Annotated in this window: 15 protein-coding genes and 1 pseudogene; 6 read left to right on the top strand and 10 right to left on the bottom strand. The window is 34.7% G+C overall.

Annotated features, from left to right (window positions below):
- Positions 1-49: 49 nt before the first annotated feature.
- Positions 50-1237: an efflux MFS transporter YdeE gene (ydeE, locus tag ACWPWK_RS00680; RefSeq protein ID WP_109372338.1), complete on the bottom strand. Its 1188-nt coding sequence runs from the start codon at positions 1235-1237 to the stop codon at positions 50-52.
- Positions 1238-1542: 305 nt separating this feature from the next.
- Here ydeE and accA point away from each other — a divergent pair, with 305 nt between their 5' ends.
- Together accA and ACWPWK_RS00670 are read left to right on the top strand one after the other, a co-directional pair.
- Positions 1543-2505 carry an acetyl-CoA carboxylase carboxyl transferase subunit alpha gene (gene accA, locus ACWPWK_RS00675; RefSeq protein WP_100158242.1) on the top strand — a complete coding sequence of 321 codons (963 nt, stop codon included), beginning with the start codon at positions 1543-1545 and terminating at the stop codon, positions 2503-2505.
- Between the two features lie 78 nt (positions 2506-2583).
- Positions 2584-3204, top strand: a pseudogene (locus ACWPWK_RS00670) (LysR family transcriptional regulator); the annotation flags it as partial.
- Between the two features lie 29 nt (positions 3205-3233).
- Here the strand turns inward: ACWPWK_RS00670 and ACWPWK_RS00665 are convergent.
- A protein-coding gene (locus ACWPWK_RS00665) for an IS3 family transposase (RefSeq protein WP_454208151.1) occupies positions 3234-4444 on the bottom strand; the annotation gives its coding sequence in 2 pieces (ribosomal slippage) (positions 3234-4102 and positions 4102-4444; 1212 coding nt in all).
- 27 nt (positions 4445-4471) lie between these two features.
- Here ACWPWK_RS00665 and ACWPWK_RS00660 point away from each other — a divergent pair.
- Positions 4472-4768, top strand: a complete 297-nt coding sequence (locus tag ACWPWK_RS00660; RefSeq protein ID WP_244185079.1) for a substrate-binding domain-containing protein — start codon at positions 4472-4474, stop codon at positions 4766-4768.
- Positions 4769-4771: 3 nt separating this feature from the next.
- Here ACWPWK_RS00660 and ACWPWK_RS00655 read toward each other — a convergent pair whose 3' ends face one another.
- Positions 4772-6274, bottom strand: a complete 1503-nt coding sequence (locus ACWPWK_RS00655) for an MFS transporter (RefSeq protein ID WP_109374053.1) — start codon at positions 6272-6274, stop codon at positions 4772-4774.
- Positions 6275-6426: 152 nt separating this feature from the next.
- Between ACWPWK_RS00655 and ACWPWK_RS00650 the strand changes: the two genes are divergently transcribed.
- Complete coding sequence (locus tag ACWPWK_RS00650) at positions 6427-7023, top strand: TetR/AcrR family transcriptional regulator (RefSeq protein WP_109374052.1); 597 nt, start codon at positions 6427-6429, stop codon at positions 7021-7023.
- Positions 7024-7069: 46 nt separating this feature from the next.
- Here the strand turns inward: ACWPWK_RS00650 and ACWPWK_RS00645 are convergent, their stop codons facing one another.
- The 6 genes from ACWPWK_RS00645 to ACWPWK_RS00620 form a co-directional block, all read right to left on the bottom strand.
- Positions 7070-7297 carry a hypothetical protein gene (locus ACWPWK_RS00645; RefSeq protein WP_109374051.1) on the bottom strand — a complete coding sequence of 76 codons (228 nt, stop codon included), beginning with the start codon at positions 7295-7297 and terminating at the stop codon, positions 7070-7072.
- A 240-nt stretch (positions 7298-7537) separates the two neighbouring features.
- Positions 7538-9505: a Fe(3+)-hydroxamate ABC transporter permease FhuB gene (gene fhuB / locus ACWPWK_RS00640; RefSeq protein WP_109374050.1), complete on the bottom strand. Its 1968-nt coding sequence runs from the start codon at positions 9503-9505 to the stop codon at positions 7538-7540.
- Positions 9495-10415: an iron-siderophore ABC transporter substrate-binding protein gene (locus ACWPWK_RS00635; RefSeq protein WP_109374049.1), complete on the bottom strand. Its 921-nt coding sequence runs from the start codon at positions 10413-10415 to the stop codon at positions 9495-9497. Before ACWPWK_RS00635 ends, fhuB begins: the two co-directional genes overlap by 11 nt.
- Positions 10406-11188, bottom strand: a complete 783-nt coding sequence (locus tag ACWPWK_RS00630) for an ABC transporter ATP-binding protein (protein ID WP_109374048.1) — start codon at positions 11186-11188, stop codon at positions 10406-10408. Before ACWPWK_RS00630 ends, ACWPWK_RS00635 begins: the two co-directional genes overlap by 10 nt.
- 74 nt (positions 11189-11262) lie before the next feature.
- Positions 11263-13347: a TonB-dependent siderophore receptor gene (locus ACWPWK_RS00625; protein ID WP_109374047.1), complete on the bottom strand. Its 2085-nt coding sequence runs from the start codon at positions 13345-13347 to the stop codon at positions 11263-11265.
- Positions 13348-13458: 111 nt separating this feature from the next.
- A complete protein-coding gene (locus ACWPWK_RS00620; RefSeq protein WP_109374046.1) occupies positions 13459-13725 on the bottom strand; it encodes a hypothetical protein in 267 nt (88 codons plus the stop codon).
- A gap of 469 nt (positions 13726-14194) precedes the next feature.
- Between ACWPWK_RS00620 and ACWPWK_RS00615 the strand changes: the two genes are divergently transcribed.
- A complete protein-coding gene (locus ACWPWK_RS00615; RefSeq protein ID WP_454208146.1) occupies positions 14195-15040 on the top strand; it encodes a hypothetical protein in 846 nt (281 codons plus the stop codon).
- A gap of 221 nt (positions 15041-15261) precedes the next feature.
- A complete protein-coding gene (locus ACWPWK_RS00610) occupies positions 15262-16833 on the top strand; it encodes a hypothetical protein (protein WP_454208144.1) in 1572 nt (523 codons plus the stop codon).
- Positions 16834-16921: 88 nt separating this feature from the next.
- Here ACWPWK_RS00610 and ACWPWK_RS00605 read toward each other — a convergent pair whose 3' ends face one another.
- Positions 16922-18520 (bottom strand): ABC-F family ATPase, encoded by a 1599-nt coding sequence (locus tag ACWPWK_RS00605; protein WP_151435120.1) that lies wholly within the window; start codon positions 18518-18520, stop codon positions 16922-16924.
- Between the last annotated feature and the right edge of the window lie 225 nt (positions 18521-18745).

Below are 18745 nucleotides of genomic sequence, written 5' to 3'. Positions count from 1 at the left end.
ATAACCACTCGTAAGATGGGTGGTTATGATTTTATTAATACCCAATATATTAAACAGATATCATTTTATTTCGGCTGGCATTCATACCTTGGATCATACAAAACCAAGCCAATGCAGAAACCACCATTAAAATAGCGAATAAAGAGGCGGGTGGAAATTCAGTTAAAATAAAACCACTGGCAAGTGGATTAAGCGCCGCACCTAACCAACCGAGTGACTGAGCAGAGAAATAACTTGCTTTCATTCCTAACGGTGCAATGTTATCAATCATCATATACTCGCCTGGTGCATAAATTAATTCACCAAAGGTAAACACAGCGATAGCTAGTGCCCAAAAGATTAAATTGTCACCGGCAAACATAAAGCCAAGTAAGCCTGTCATAAAAAATAACGTACCTAATGTCATTAATTTACGTAGCCTTTCTGCGGTAACATGTTTACCCACAATATATTGCAAAGAGACTACAATGGCAGCGTTTACAGGTAATACCACGGCGATAACGGACTCTGCTAATTTTGCATCGTAAACCACTAAAATATATTGCGAAATACATGAGGCAAAAGAGCCAAACGTTAATGTACCGAAAAAAGTTGAGAGCACAAACCAACTTAATGCTCTATCTTTTAGCATTATTTTCGGATCCCATTTCACACTATTTTCTTCATCTGTATTCACCGCTTTTGAGCGTTGAACAAAAACTTGGATCATAAATAGTGGAAATGTTGCCGAAATAGCCGCAAGCCAGAAAGGTAATTGTGTTCCATACATTAATAATAAGGTGCCAATAGGGGGGCCCACCGTCCATCCCATATTGATAAAGGTATAGTTTAGAGAGAATATTTTAGGTTTTGCTGAAACCGATAAGGTTTCGGCAAAATACGCTTTTAATACGGTTGAAAACACTAAATAAGAGCAGTTAATCACAGAGAAAAAGATAACGACTAAAATAGTGCTATGAACAAGAGGGATTGCAGCAAATCCAAAAATAAACGTTAGAATTGCAAGGATCATATAACGTTTTTTCTCAAATTTATCAGCAAGCATGCCAAAGCCAAGGCTGAAGAAAATCCCCGTTGTTAATGCAATAGACATGGCAATACCAATATCATCGACGGGTAATTGATACTCCCGCGACAAATAGATAGCCATAAACGGTAATGTTGCACCTCTTCCTATTGTAAGAAGAAGTGATGAAAATAGCAGTGCAGCTGTTGAGCGTGTTTTTTTTGAAAACATATTATCTTTATTCTAATTATTTGTATTTTATGGAGTGTTTTATAATTCGTACGATTTTTTACGGGTGAAAAAAAGAACAAATTCGCACTGTATATTAATACATAACTTAGTAATCACTGTATAGCTTAAAGTCAGAAAAAAAGCTCTTTTTGATCTTATCTTTTTTCTTGCTGATCTTGTTGTAATGTTCAATTATCCCATTTTTGATAATAGTGTTTATCAAATTCCAATCTATTAACACATTGTTATTTTTTCTAAACTGAGCCAATCATTGTTTTATTTACTGCATTAAATCTGAGGTCGTTATGTCTTTTATTCATCTTGAATTTGAAAAACCTATTGTTGAATTAGACGAAAAAATTGATGCATTGCTCACCTTTAAGCAATCTCAAGATGAACCAACAGGTATTAATTTAGATGAAGAAATCGCACGTTTAAGGCAAAAAAGCCTTTCGCTGACAAAATCTATTTTTACTGATTTAGGTGCTTGGGAAATTGTGCAACTCGCTCGTCACCCAATGCGTCCATATACCCTTGACTATATTAAAGCGGTTTTTACTGATTTTCAGGAGTTGGCGGGTGATAGAGCTTATGCCGATGATAAAGCGATTGTTGCGGGTTTAGCGCGTTTAGACAAAATGCCAGTCATGGTGATTGGGCAGCAAAAAGGGCGTGATACAAAAGAGAAAATTCTTCGCAATTTTGGTATGCCATCACCAGAAGGTTATAGAAAAGCATTACGTTTAATGAAAATGGCGGAGCGCTTTCATCTACCCGTAATTATTTTTATTGATTCTGCGGGAGCGTACCCTGGTGTTGGTGCTGAAGAGCGCGGACAAGCTGAAGCTATCGCACGTAATATTCTTGAAATGTCACGATTAAAAACACCTATTATTTGCACTATTACTGGTGAAGGATTTTCTGGAGGTGCGCTAGCTATTGGTGTTGGTGATAAAGTTAATATGCTGCAATACAGTACTTATGCGGCAATTTCACCAGAAGGCTGTGCATCTATTCTGTGGAAAAGTTCTGATAAAGCGCCAATTGCGGCAGAAACCATGGGAATGACAGCACCTAAATTACAATCATTAGGTATTATCGACGCCATTATTCCAGAGCCATTAGGTGGAGCTCATCGAGATCATCAACAAGCTGCCGAATTTCTTAAACAACAGTTATTAACTGACTTAGCCTTATTAAAAAGCTATTCAACCGAAGAACTTTTAGATAAACGCTATCAAAAACTCATGTCTCATGGTTACTGTTAATTATTAACGAGTGAAAAGAAAATGAATGATACACTGCCTATATTGAGTAATAGAAATACAGTAGGCAGTGAATTATTTATGCAAATCGATCTTAATTTATTACGTATTTTTTCTGCCGTAGCAGAGCAAGGGCAATTTGCAGCAGCAGCTCGGCTATTATCTATGCCTACCTCAAATATCAGTCGTGCAATTAAACAGCTTGAACAGCAACTCAATTGTAAACTTATTGATAGAACAACTCGAAAAATGCGCCTTACTGAACAAGGCAAAATACTCTATCAGCAAGGAATAAAAACCTTAACTGAATTAGATAATGTTGTAAGCAATATCACTAGTGATGGACCATTAACGGGTACTTTCCGTTTAACTATTCCGAGTGAATATGGCAGTGAGCTACTTGGTGATATTTTGGCTGATTTTGCTGCACTTCATCCTAATTTACTTATTCAATGTGATACCCAACTAATGCCAAGAAATATCATCGATGATGATATTGATTTACTGTTAACTTTTCATCGTGGAAATTTAGCGGATAGTAGCTATCACTCACGCTTAATTAAATCATGGCGCAGTATTGTTGTGGCATCTAATGAATTATTAGAAAAAACAGGAATACCCACACATATTGAACAATTAAGCAAAATGCCTTGTATTTCTAGCTTAAGCGCACTAGAAGGGCAACCTTGGATATTTATGGATGACTAGTCCTGATATAGGTTGACAACTTTTCAGGCATAAAACGCTCGATGTACTTCATCGGGCGTTTTATAGTTTAACGATAAGTGTGGCCGTTTTTCATTATAGAGTTGGATTGATTCTTCTACTAATTTTCTTGCTTGTTCCAGATTACTCGGTTTTATCAGTAGATACTCCATTTTTAATATTCCATTAATTCGTTCTGCTAAGGCATTTTGATAACAATCATACCCATCAGTCATAGAACATTGAATATTATGCTCTTTATGTATCTCCTGATATTCCGAAGAACAATACTGTATCCCTCGATCTGAATGATGGATTAACGAAGTTGTCGAAGTCCGTTTTTTTAACGCCTGAACCAACGATTTCTTCACTGAACTTGTTTTCATATTGTTATCTAAATGATATCCCACGATTTTTCGTGAATACGCATCCGTAATTAAACTTAAATAAGTATCACCTTCATACGTCGATAAATAGGTAATATCTGCTACCCAAAGCTGTTCTGGTTGTGTGGGGATAAACCCTGACTTAATTAAATTTGGATGCCGATAAAAACGATGATGGCTTAAGGTTGTTCGATGATAAGCCCGTTTATTAGGCACCAGTAACTGATGTTCCTTCAATAAAGAAAATAGCCGATCACGACCAATAACCATCTGTTTTTGCTTTAAAATAAAATGTAATTTACGCCCACCCAGTCGAGGTTGTAAGACTCGTTCAGATTTAACAACATCAATGATGGCCGAATCGGCTTTCTTTCGTTCCTCAGTTCTATCCAGTCTCTTGTAATAAGCCTGTCGGCTGATCTGCATAAAACGGCAAGCAATTGTTACGGTGAGGTTTTTAACCGTTTTTTCTTTAATAACTCGGCTTTGCGCTTTTTTGACAAACGAACTCCAAAGTCTCTATCCATGACTTTAACCACTGCTTCGAAGAAATCGGATTTAAGCCGAGCCTCTTCAAGTTCCTTTTCAAGGATCTTAATGCGTTGTTCCGGCGTTTGTTGTTCAGAAGATTGGGTCATAGCTGAACCTCTATAAAAAGTATCAGGGGTACCGTTTGACCAATCTAACCTACCATGCTTACGAAGCCAAACTAAAACAGTAGAGCATCCTTGTATACCATAGCGATCTTGGGCTTGTTTATAGGTTATTTCGCCTTTTTCAACTTGGTCAACAAGCTGTAATTTAAAAGCGAGAGAATAATCGCGTTGAGTTCGTTTAGTGATTGGTTTCATTACACTCTCCAATTTCAGATTGGAAAAGTGTCAACCTTATTCAGGACGGGTCAGGATGAAGATAAAAAGCCAATCAGAGTAACCATTAATAGTAATTATCGAGTAAACAGTGCCATATTAGCAAAATCAGCAGTATTAAAAGGATTGGGATTTGCTATTTTAGCTGAGCATTGCTGCCTTGATATGATTAAAGAAGGGAAGTTACGAGCTATCGAGTTTCCTCAACAACCCGCAACGATTAACTTAGTGGCAATATATGCAACTCGTAGCACACTCTCACGTAATATAGAGTCTTTTCTAGAATTTTTATCTCAGCGTTTATAAACATTAATCTGTGGTTTGTTGAGTAAGTGCCTTATGTTTTGCTTTAACAGGAAAGAGCACAATAAATAAAGTCACAAAACATGAGATCCCCGCAGTCGCAATTGCATAAGCAAACCCCGAATTAAATGCCTCTGGTAACAAAGTGATAAACCCTTTGTCTAAACCATTTGTCGTATTTTCAGTCACCAAACTAACAATATCGATATAATTTACAGATATTCCCAATACTTGGCTTTGGATCACCATATAATGAATTGCTTGTTGCACCATCAATGTACCTAATAAAGCAATTCCCATTGTCATACCTGTTTGTCTTAATGCATTCATGGTTGCAGACGCCATACCAGAGCGAGATGGTGACACACTTTTCATCACTAAAGCACCTATTGCGGGTGTTGCTAATCCCATTCCAGCACCTAATACAAACAGATAGCTTCCTGTTATTCCATAGTGGCTATTTGTTGCTAATGTCGCTAATAAACAAGAAGAAATAGCGATTAATAAGAAACCACAGATCATAAGTTTTCTAACAGAGAAATAAGAAGATAACCGTCCAAAAGACATAGAAAATAGTGCCATTGCAATAAATTCTGGTGCCATTCTCCAACCCGCTTCTAATGCACTCCAACCTTGTGCTTTTTGCAAAAAGAATGCGATAAAAAATACATTACTGTATGTAGCAAAACCCAAGGTAAAAGAAGAAAGGTTATATTGAAAGAACGTGCGATCTTTAAATAAAGCCAGTGGTAATAAAGGACGCTCCACACGTTTTTCTATCATTAAGAAAAGGGCAAGAAATATAATCCCCACAATCAGTGTTGATACTGTTCTATAATGTGACCAGCCCACAGAGCCAGCTTCAATCAAACCATAAGTCAGTGATCCTAATCCCAACATACTGGTTAATTGACCAAAGGGATCTAAAGCAACATTATCAGGATCAGCACTTTCACTTAATCCATACCAACCTAATAAAACGGTAATAATGCCAATAGGAATATTAATAAGAAATATGCTCGCCCAACCACTAGCATGAACTAAAACACCCCCTAAAATAGGACCAATAATTAACGATAATGCACTGACTGAAGACCAAATACCGATAATGCGAACCCGTTCAATATCAATAGGAAAAGCATGAGTAATTAAAGACAATGCACCCGGAATAAGTGCAGCCGCGGCAATGCCTTGAATAATACGTCCAAGAATTAATATTTCATGTTGCGGTGCAATCGCACAAATTACTGAACCTAACGTGAAAATAATCACGCCCCATAGCCATACCTTTTTTCGCCCAAAGCGATCGCTCAAAGGACCTGATGACAAAATACAGGCTGACAAACAAAGCGCATAAGCATCAACAATCCACTGCAAGGTTGCCATATCAGCATGTATATCATTTTGAATAGTTGGCAGAGCTACATTCACGATACTAATATCGAGAGTTGCCATAAAAGTACCTAAACAAATGGCACAGATAAGTGACAGTCGTTTTAAATAAGTCATAAGCTTTATTGCCTTAATGATGAATAATAATGGCATAATAATACTCGACCGACCGTCGGTCAATTTATATTGATAATGAGTTTCATTTGTCATCATTGTGACTCGCTTTAATATAGAGTACTCTTTACAAGCGACTTTGAGGGAGATAAGCAATGTCATTAGAAGAACAAATAACTGATAAACCAAGAACAAAACCCGCAGAGGTTCGTTTAGAAGAGTTAATGAATGCGGCAGAAGCGTTATTTCTTGATAAAGGTTTTGATGCCACAACCGTTAGCGATATTGTAAAAAAAGCAGGGGTAGCAAAAGGAACGTATTATCACTATTTTTCTGCCAAAACAGACGTTCTTGATGCGCTCAGAACACGTTATATGGATTGGTATTTAAATAAAATAGATAACGCCATGGATGCCTGCTCACAACAAGATCATCGTGAGAAATTAAAACAGTGGTGTGAAATCAGCGTTATTGCTTATGTTGAGAAACAAAAATTACACGACATGCTTTTTCATCAAGTATTTCATCAAAGCAGCAATATTCATGAAAATAGAGCATTACAGCAAATTCAAACGCTGTTAATTTCAGGTACAGAAAATAAAACTTGGCATGTTACACAACCGGAATTAACCAGTACATTGATTTATCATGGTATGCATGCTGCTGTTGATAATTTAGGTCATAGCGAAGAATATACCGCAAAAACATTAGGTAATATGCTATATCAGCAATTTACTCAATTACTAAAATAAAATCATAGAATAGGGATTATTTTCAATATCCCTATTCTAAACAACTTTAATTATTTGTTTTAACTAATAGTTTAAATATATTATTATTACAATGTGAATTACTTTGATGAGGAGGAACTTTCCCCTCATGTGCATTTAGTGCTATTTCATAACCGCATGTTTTACATCTATAAATACCTGAATATTCAACAAATGATGATGTTTTGAACTCAACATCAAAATCTGATGAATTCGATGCTTGTTGCAAATTTCCAGTATAATAATACTGTGCCATATTAAATTTCCTTATATTAAAAACGAATCTTGAGTATATATTTAAATATTTATTTATAAAGACGAACAGCTCACAATAAAATCTAATTAATCAATAGTACCTAAAATTTAATAAATATTAATAATAATGAGTAGCCTATTGGTATTAATAATCACAACAGTAAGATTTAAGCACAATCAATAATAATTAAAGCCTAAGAATATCAGCAAGATTAATGTTGATATCTTAGGCTTTTTTCGATCAGCGACTACGATTTAACAGCATTAAACAAAGGAAATAGCTACCACCTAAAATCGCTACTAAAGTTCCTGCGGCAATTTGTGCAGGATAAATCAATACTTGCCCAAGCCAATCAGCCCAAACCATTAAAGTCGCACCGATTAATCCCGAAAGAATTAATTGTGATTTTATTTTTTGAGCGCCAATTAATACCGCCATATGAGGGGCGACTAAGCCAATAAAGGCGATAGGGCCAACGGTTGACGTAACTAATGCACATAACAGAGAAACAATAATCAGTAAAATAATACTTGCTTGCGCTGTATGTAATCCTCGCGCTAAAGCAAAGTTTCGACCAATTGATATTAATGCCAACCATCGAGTGAGTAATAAAACAACGCCCACAATAAAGATGATAGCTAATGCAAAATAAATAGCTTGTTGCCCTGTTACACGATAAGTCGAGCCTGATAACCACAATAATATTTTATAGCTACTTAACGAACCTTTCGCTAAGAAAAACTGAATAAAAGCCTCTAAACTCGCAGTTAATGCAATACCCGTTAAGATTAAACTGGCAGGGGCATATTGGTGCCTTTTACCCAACACTAATAAGATAATCATAACAACGCCGCTTCCTAATAACGCAGTTCCCCATTGTGATGTTTGTAAAGTGCTTCCCAGAATTAAGCTAGAAAATACCAAAGCGAAGGTTGCACCTGATGAAACACCTAAAATATCTGGGCTGGCTAACGGGTTATAAATTAAACGTTGTAAAATAACGCCAGCAATAGCCAGTGCAACACCAGCAAAGAGTGCTGTTAATAGACGAGGAAAACGCAAAGCCCATTGATAAACGGAAGGTATTTCCCATAGCCATTGGCGCTCATTAATATGAATAAACAGGGTAAGCGCTAATCCAAGTATTAATAATGCCGTTATTCCTATGACCGTATAATTCGATATTCTTTTAGTTTGAGAAATAATTGAAATAGAAAGCTGATCTTGAGCTCGCATTTTCTTACGACTAAACCAAATTAATGCTGGCGCCCCAATAGCCGCTGCCGTAACACCACTAGGAATAACTGTATTGAGCCACTGACCAACCCATATCGCAAGACTATCGGTAATTAACAGCAAACATATTCCCATTAATCCACTTGCAATGAGTTCTTGGCTAGCCGTTCTAGATCCTAATGTTCTAACTATATTAGGTGCAAGTAATCCGATAAAACTAATTACACCAACAGCCGTAATAGAAACAGAAACTAACCAAGTACTTAATATAATAAAAAAGGCAAATGCAGGTAAAACAGAAAGCCCACGAGCCGCCGCACCTTCATGCCCTAAACGTAATAAAGTGAGAATACGAGGTGCAAAGATAAAAATAAGTAAAACAGGTGTTATTCGTGGTAATAACCAATAAACTTTATCCCAGCCATCTTGTGCTAAATCACCAGCTCCCCACATGAATATATTTTGAGCAAATTGTGAGTTTAATGTCACTAATGCCGTTGCAATAGCGCCTAATAAAATATTGACCACCATACCTGAAACAACTAAAGGTAAGCCGGTCATATTGCGAATACCTGCAATAATAATCACCAGAGAAAAGGCTAATAAAGCGCCAATTGTTGCAGCTACTGCACTGTAATCTGTAACCCAGCCAGTGAACCAAATATTAACGATCACTAAGGCTAGCCAAGCACCTGATGAAGTTCCTAAGGTTAAAGGGGAAGTTAAATTATTTTGCGTTAATTGCTGCATTAAACTGCCAACAACACCAAATAACCCGCCAATAACAACGGTCATAGCTAAACGTGGTAATTGTGCATGCAAGAAAAAAACATCAGCAAAAGGAATTGTTGTGGCTGAATTAGCCAATAAATACAATTGATGAGATAAAGAAAGAGAATTATCAATTTGTAAGTTGGTAATGCTTAATAAGATAATTACCAAAAAATAGAAAGTAGGTTGCTTAATTTTCATTACTAGGTGCCATATCTAATAAGCTTTCAGTAATGGCTTGCGCCATTAATGTCAATGATGTCATTCCTCCATAATTCCAGACAGGTTTGACTGAATGAAAATGCCCATTTTGCACAAATGGCATGGCTTTCCATAATACTGATTTTTGCAGTTTACTTTCATCAGGAAAAGGCAACATATAAAGGACATAACCATGTTTAATCTGTTGCAATACATTCATTCTTCGTTGATCAATACCCCAAGGTTGTGGCGGTAATGATATTGCCGATTTCAGCCCCAGCTTATTTATCACATATTCGGTTGTTGAATTTTCAGTATATAAAAAGATGGAGGTGAGCGTAGAAAAACGGATCACTTCTACTTCAGGTAATGTGATAAATGCCTGCTGTAACTTTGCTTTAAATTGCGCAAAAGTAGCGTCCATTTCAGCTAACTTTTGTTGTGCGAGAGCTTCTTTTCCCAAAAGCGAAGCAAGGGTATTAAAATGCGCCAGAGCGACTTGTGCCGCATTATCTTGGCGAGAAAAATTAGGTAAATAAACCACAGGAGCAATGGTTTCTAATACAGGTAATAAATCTTGTTGTGAGCTTGATGCTAAAATAAGGTCAGGTTTTAACGTCGCTATTTTTTCTAAATTAGGCTCTGCTCGCATACCAACTTCTTCAATAGAATTCGGTGCAATAGGGTGAGCAACCCATTGGTTATAACCTGCAATTTCAGTTGCCCCTACGGGGTTCACTTCAAGTGTTAATATTTGTTCAAGTAAATCCCAGTCTAAAACAATAATGCGTTGCGGTGTGTTAGAAGCCTTTTCATTATTATGTTGCGCCGCATTTACTGTGGGGGTAATTAATAAAATAACTAAACAAAAGGACAGTAAATTAACTATTGTTTGTAATATTACACGCATACCACCGCCACTTTATGTTGTTGTGAGCCTTTATTATCAGGGTGTTCAATCAGCTTAATGGGTGTTTCATAAAGCGAGGAGAGTCGCTCATCATCAAAAAGTAATGAGACCTCACCTTCAAACGCAATTTTCCCTTTTTTAAGTGCGATGATATGAGTGGCATAACGCAAGGCAAGGTTAAGATCATGCAAAATAACAATAATACCAACGTGCTGAGTTTGATTTAACTCACTCAACAATTCCATTAATTGGTATTGATGATGTATGTCTAATGCCGAGGTTGGTTCATCTAATATCAAGATCGGTGATTGTTGAGCGAGTAACATTGCAACCCAAGCCCGTTGACGCTCACCACCTGATAAATCATCTGCAAGCGTGTCAGCGAAAGGAAGTACTCCCGCTTTTTCCATCGCCATTGTGATAATTTCATCATCTTTTTTATTCCAACGGCCTAATGTTCCACGCCAAGGAAAGCGTCCTAAACACACTAATTCTCTGACAGTTAATCCAGCAGACGCGGGAAGTTTTTGGGGAAGAAACGCGATTTGTTTAGCCAAATCACGAGGCTTATATTGTGAGATATTACGGTTATTTAGTGTGAGACATCCACTATCAGGGATTTGCTGACCCGATAACAAACTGACGAGTGTCGATTTACCTGAGCCATTATGGCCAAGCACAATGGTTAATCCTGAATCTGAAATACGCAGTGAGGGTATTGATAGAATAGTGCGTCCACCGCGATCCATTTGAATATTTGAGAGTTCAAACATGGTCACTCATTTATAAAATCATATTCCGCCTTTTATTGCATGGTTAACAATAAAAAGCGGAATAAAAAAGAAAATTACCAGCGATATTTAGCGTTTAATAAAACAGAACGAGATTGCCCGTAATAGCAGTAATAATCACAGCCAGAGAGATATTCTTTATCAAGAATATTGTTGATATTTAACTGTAATTGCCACTGTTTATTGAAATTATAGGTTGCTGCCATATCCCATAATGTTGCACTTGGTACCGTTAAATCACTGCTCTTAGGATTATCTTTAGATTTACCTAAATAACGAACACCTGTTCCCAAGGTTAAATCTTGAGTTCCTGTTATTGGGATAGTGTAACTGCCCCAAGCTGACGCGGTGTGTTTAGGAATTAAACCTGCTTGTTGTTTACCTCTATTACCCGTGTCATCTGTTTGCATATCGGTATAGGTGTAATTGGCTTTTAACGCTAAACGTTCCGTTAATTGCATTTCACTTGTTACTTCAATACCTTTTGAAGTCACTTTACCTGTTTGTGTTGAAACAAATGTCGTTGGGTTTGCAACAAGCGCATTTTTCTGAGTGATATCAAACCAAGCAATATTAAAGTAGCCATCCATAAAATCAGGTGTATATTTCACACCTGCTTCAATTTGATCACCTTTTAACGGTTTATACAGATCCTTTGTTGCTGGATCGATAGTGCTCATTACCTCAAAGGACTCGGAATAACTGACATAAGGCGATAATCCATTATCCGCTAAATACATTAATCCTGCATTCAGGCTAAATTCGCTATCAGTACGAGATTTATCCTCATTTTTTACTTTTGCTGTATTTTCTGTTTTTACCCAATCTTGGCGTACACCAGCAACGGCAACCCAGCGACTATCAAATTTGGTTTGATATTGTGAATAAAGGCTATATTGGGTTTTATCAATAGTTCGATTAACGTTATCTGCTGGATTGAGTGGGGTATAGTTTCCGTAAATAGGGTTCCAAGGATTAATGGTGCCAAAACTATAATTATCTTGTTCATCACCTTTAGTTTGGTGATATTGCAATTCTGCGCCTGCTAATAATGTGTGCTCAAAGTTATCCGTATCCCATTCACCGACCACATTATTATCAAAGGTAATACTTTGATTTTTACCATCACGGAAAACAACACCGCGATTCAATTCTGTTGCTGTTATATCTGAATTAGGAAATGCATAAACGCTACGTAAAAGCAGATCGTTATAACCATAATTTAAACGTTGAGAAAAACGCCAAACATCATTGATATTACTCTCTAATAAATAACCAGCTGAAATTTGGGTTCGTTTATATTTATCGTATCCTGGTTCACCTAAGTTGGTAGTAGGCTTTATTTTACCAAAAGGAGATGAAATTAATGTACCGGCAGCAGGGAAGAAAGGATTAGTTGGCGTACCGTCATCATGCAAATAGGTTGCCATAAAGGTTAATGATGTATCATCAGTCAGGTTGATCGCGACACTTGGCGCAAGGTAAATACGCTCATTATCAGTGTGAGATAATTCTCCATCTGATTTTTTCATTAATCCAACAAGACGATAGCGCACACGTTTATCATCGGTAGCACTTGAAACATCAAAACCTAAACCACGTTGGTCATTATTTCCGACCTCAAGAAATACTTCATTTTGAGGTTTAAAACTAGGCTTCTTTTGTACCACGTTAACCGCACCACCTGGTGTCGATTCACCAAATAATACCGCCGATGCGCCTTTTACCACTTCGATTTGTTCAAAACCATAAGGCTCTAATAACCATGTATAATAACCATCACGGAAAAGGCGGCTACCATCTAAATAGGTTGCTGCTTCAAAGCCACGAACACGAAGCCAATCTGTGTCGTTATCCGCACCATAAGGTTGAGAGACAACACCAGATGTATAACGCAATGCTTCATCTAATTTTTGTGGAGCATGTGTTTCTAGATCTTGTTGAGAAATAACAGAAACCGATTTAGGTGTTTCTTGCAAACGTGTATTTACTTTTAGTGCTTGAGCGCTCACAACAAGCTTCTCAACGTGTTCTGTTTTTGCTGTTTCTTCAGCAAAAGCCTGTGTAGTCAAAATAAAAGGAAGGGTGGCAGAACAAATTAATGCCACAGGTTTCAATTTAAATGCATAAAAATCAATCACAATAAGTCACCGAATAATAATCATTACTATTACCGCTATTATTCATGTAATCGATACTAAGGTAAATTAATTTATGCAAAAATGTCTATAAATGATAATTTTTCGGGTTAATTAACTGCTTATGTCAATCCAAGCAAGGCGTCCACCGACAGAAGTGCTGCGATGTCGTGCATGGTGGCTTAAGCATAAAGTTCGCATTCCTGCTAATTGCTGTGAATACCAAGCTCCTCCTCGCATTAAAGAGCGTTGGCCATAATTTCGTAAATAAACCTGATCGTGATCTTGCTGATTTATTGCTGGATATAATCCTAATGCTTTAAATAACGTGGGTACATCAAGATTATCAGCGGCCATTATTGCGTTAAAATCACCATCCATTAATCCAGCAGGATAACCATTATCTGAGGGTGCGCCGTTATAGTGTTTTATTGAAGTTGATAAATTAGATTAATTTTATATTACACGATTTATTACTCAGGATTATTATGATTCGCGTATATATAAATAAATGTGATATTGATAAAAATAAAATAGATAAAATTCCTACTAAAAAAATGGATATGACATCTCATTGAAAAATAAATAATTTTTTCAGTAAAGACAAAGAATAGACAGTTTTAAAATTAATGCGTGCATATATTACAATCAAAAAACAGCCATTATATAAAATAGAAATAAAGTTATAGATGAGAATACTTAAATTGTATTATTGATACAATGGCATATGTTCTACATTATAAAAAGAAAAGTATTTTTTATTAAAATAATCAAGACATTTATTTACATTAAGTAATTTTATTATTATTTTTTATTATCTTACTTTAAATTTTTTCAAACTAGGCGAAATATGAATAGCATAACCATAGGAAATAGTAAACTAACATCAGCTCAGATTAATAGCGTTTTATCTGGAGAAAAAGTCAATAAAGTCATGACTATCTGGGATAAGATAAAAGATTTTTTCCATATTAGCGATAAAAAGCAAGTCATGACATTACTTTATGATGTTTATTATAACCCTAAAGTTTCATTTTTAGATAAAATAGGTAAATTTCAAGAACTAAGGAATTTATCACTAAGTGATTATAAAGATACATTTAACATTAAAATAGATAATAATGTTTTTTATTTTGAGATCAATTTTATTCAGGATGGTACACATATATTTAAAATTGGTTGCTCAAAAGAACAAAATGAGAATATTATTAATAATCAAAGCATTAAATCATTGTTTAATCAATTACCCCAAGATGATATTAATCATATAGTATCAATAGTAGTAGATAAAGTAGATAAAATAAATAAAATGGAAAATAAAAACACGGAAGAAAAAATAGAATTAATAAGAAGCAGTTTATCATTATTATTGAATGATGATAATTATAGAGATAACGAACTAGATTCTTTAAAAAAAGGAAAATCAAAACTAAATGAGGTTGCATCAAAAAAAAATTGTAGTGGAATGACAAAAAAATATGTGATGGATAAAATATGGGAAATAATAAAAGAAAATAGTAATGAAGAATATAATGATTCTTATACCAGTTTATTACTAAACAATATTTTTAACGATAAATTTTATTCAACCTATAATATAATACATAGTTATCTGGGATTGAAAGAAATTCTCAATAAAGACAGAAAAATATTAGATATAGAGTTTACACCAGAAAAAGTAACTTTTTTCTTCTAGATGAAAATAATAATAAAATCATATCCAATGAACATTCAAATATAACAAAGGAATTTAATTTAGAGTTTGCAGCATTTGAATACATTATAAATAATGAAAACTTATACAATAATGCAACCTTAAAGGAAGACAAAGAAAATTTAAATAATTTTTTATCTACTTACGATACATTAAGTGAAAAATTAAATGAAAAAGATAAAGGCGACCTTTTTATTAACACATTGAATTTAAAGGCGGAAAAAATAACATTAGGTGGAAAATTAGATTTAATTAAATCGATATCTAAACAATATAATAATAGTAATATAGATAAAAAACTGGACATTAAAATAACTCAAGAAAAACAAATAAAATTTAAGATTAAAACTAGTGAAAAGGGGAAAGAAAATGTATTAAAACTTACCATCCCTTATGATGATAATAATTTAGGTTTGCTTAATATAAATAACTTTAACAATAGCGACTTTTCCACTGAAAACAAAATAAATATATTAGCAAATTTAGATAAGTATAATAAAAACTCAACCATATTAAAAATCTTTTATTATCATAATTCTGAAAAACCTTCAGAGTTAAAGGAAGAATATGGAAAAGAATATGGAGAAAAATTTGAAAGAAGAAAATTTGAAAAAGAATTTCGCGAAATAATCGAGCCTTTATTGATGGATGAAAAAAAGACAAATATTTTTGAAATTAGTACCGAAGAAAAAAATATAATAGAAAACTTACCTAAAAGTATCGGCATTTATAGTGTCGAACAAATAAACGGAGTATTTAAATATTATAACGATATATTATTTATAAAAAGATTAGACTTACAAGACATTGATAATAGCAATGAATATATAATAAATTCAAAAATCGATAATTTAATTTTAAATGGCAATAACAAGAAAGAAACTATTAGCAAAGAGTTTTCCGATGTGCTAAATAAAACAGTTGTAGAAAACATCGCCGAAAAATTAAAAAAAATAGAAATAGAGTCTAAAAAAAATAAAATAAATATTTTATCTTCCAATAAAATTGACACAGAAAATCTTAACAAAGAAAAATATCTCGACACCTTATTTTCTGGAAAGTTTAATGAAATTATAGAAACATACTATAAAGATGGAAAATTTAAGAATATAACTGATTTATTGGAAATTAAAGTAGATAAAAAAAGTGAAAAACATGAAGAGATAATTAAAATTAGAGTATCAGAAGAACATGCACAAACCTCTCTAATTAATGCAATTCAAGAATATGTAAAATCCCCCGCAAGCTTTCTAGCAAATAAACTCAGCGATTCAATAAAAAAAGTAAATTCAATATTAAATTTAGCAGTTATAGACCACTCTTTATTGATCGAAATTAATGATAAAATATCAGATTTAAATGAACTCATTGATAGAACATCAGATGGAAAAGATTTAGATATTATTAAAGGTTTATTGCTAACGTATGAAAATACAAGAGAAAAAATTAGGAAAAACCAAAATATAAACAAATTTGCAAAGCAAGAAAAAGATACTAATGGGTCTATAATCAATGATAGTGCGTTAAATGTAGCATTATTAAGCAATATAAATATGTTGGATATTTTATTATCAGATAAAAAAATAAATTTAAACTATAAAAAGGATAAAAAAGAGAATGATAAGTTTGTCAAAGAAAAACAAATCAGTGAAGATTTATTATTTGAAACTCCTCTATTATACAGTGGCTTGGAAATAATGATAAAAATAAATAGAAAAATAAAAAATAAACCTGAGGTGGAAATTTCAGGAAACTATAATCAAATAAGACTATAAAAACATTTATCAAAATCTAAAAAGGCTTAGTAAATATACTAAGCCTTTTTCATTTATGTTATCTACTATTTAATAAATAGGGCCGCGATTAAGCCTCAACACCTTTTTTCGCTAAGAACTCATCATAAGTTCCTTGGAAATTAGTCACTTTTTCAGGTGTAATTTCAATAATACGATTTGCCAGTGAACTGACAAATTCACGGTCATGAGAGACGAAAATCAATGTACCTTGATAAAGTTCTAATGCCATATTCAATGATTCGATAGATTCCATATCTAAGTGGTTGGTTGGTTCATCCATAATCAAAATGTTTGGTTTTTGCATCATCAGCTTACCAAATAACATTCTACCTTTTTCACCACCAGATAAAACTTGAACTGATTTTTTCAAATCATCTTGAGAGAACAGTAAACGACCTAATACGCTGCGTACAGATTGCTCATCGTCTTCTGGTTTCATCCATAAACTCATCCAATCAAACACAGTCATATTGACTTCAAAATCAGTTGCGTGATCTTGTGCATAATAGCCAATGTTTGAGTTTTCAGACCATTTTAAACGACCTGTATCAGGTGTTAATTCACCGACTAATGTTTTGATCATTGTCGATTTACCCACACCGTTATTACCTAAAATGGCCACTTTTTCGCCCACTTCAAGCATCATATTGACGTTTTTAAACAGCGGGGCATTATCATCATAGCCTTTAGAGATATTTTCCACTTCAAGCGCATTACGGAATAATTTTTTCTCTTGTTCAAAACGAATGAATGGGTTTTGACGGCTAGACGCTTTCACTTCTGCTAATTGAATTTTCTCAATTTGTTTTGCACGAGAGGTTGCTTGACGTGATTTAGATGCATTAGCACTAAAACGACTCACGAAAGATTGTAATTCACTAATCTGTGCTTTTTTCTTCGCATTATCCGCTAATAAACGCTCACGAGCTTGGGTTGCAGCAAACATATATTCATCATAGTTACCCGGATGAACAGCAAGCGCACCATAGTCTAAGTCTGCCATGTGCGTACAGACCATATTTAGGAAGTGGCGATCATGGGAAATAATGATCATGGTACTGTTACGTTCATTTAGCGTTTGCTCAAGCCAACGAATGGTATCAATATCCAAGTTGTTCGTCGGTTCATCCAGTAACAAAATATCAGGATCAGCAAACAGGGCTTGTGCAAGTAACACACGCAATTTCCAACCGGGAGCCACTTCACTCATAGGACCATTGTGTTGTTCTAATGGAATACCTACGTTTAGCAATAATTCGCCAGCACGAGATTCAACGGTATAACCGTCCATTTCACCAAATTTCACTTCAAGATCGGCAACGCGTAAGCCGTCTTCTTCGCTCATTTCAGGTAAATTATAGATGCGTTCACGCTCTTGCTTCACTTCCCAAAGTTCAGTGTGCCCCATAATCACCGTATCAAGCACAGTAAACTCTTCATAAGCAAACTGGTCTTGTTTTAGTTTACCAAGGCGTTCATTAGGATCGAGAAATACGTTGCCGCTACTTGGCACTAAATCGCCACCTAAAATTTTCATAAAGGTTGATTTACCGCTACCGTTGGCTCCGATTAAACCATAGCGATTTCCGCCACCGAATTTGACAGAAATGTTTTCAAACAGAGGCTTTGAGCCAAACTGCATAGTGATATTATTGCTGATTAACAAGACGAATACTCATTATTAGTGAATGACAAAAGGTAATGGGGCGGCATTATGCCACAAGTTACCCCTATTAAGACAGTAAAGTGACGAATGACTATAAAGGAATTTTTGTTGTGAGAGAAAAACACATCATAATGTGAGTTATTGCCCACGAGAAAAATAAGAAAAAAGAGATAACACAAAAGTGCTATCTCCAAAAATAATAGAGTAGATATTAATACATAACGT

The sequence above is a fragment of the Proteus sp. Marseille-Q3619 genome (genome assembly GCF_965283115.1).
The sequence above is the reverse complement of the archived record's forward strand: the minus strand, read 5'-3'. Positions and strand labels throughout refer to the sequence as shown.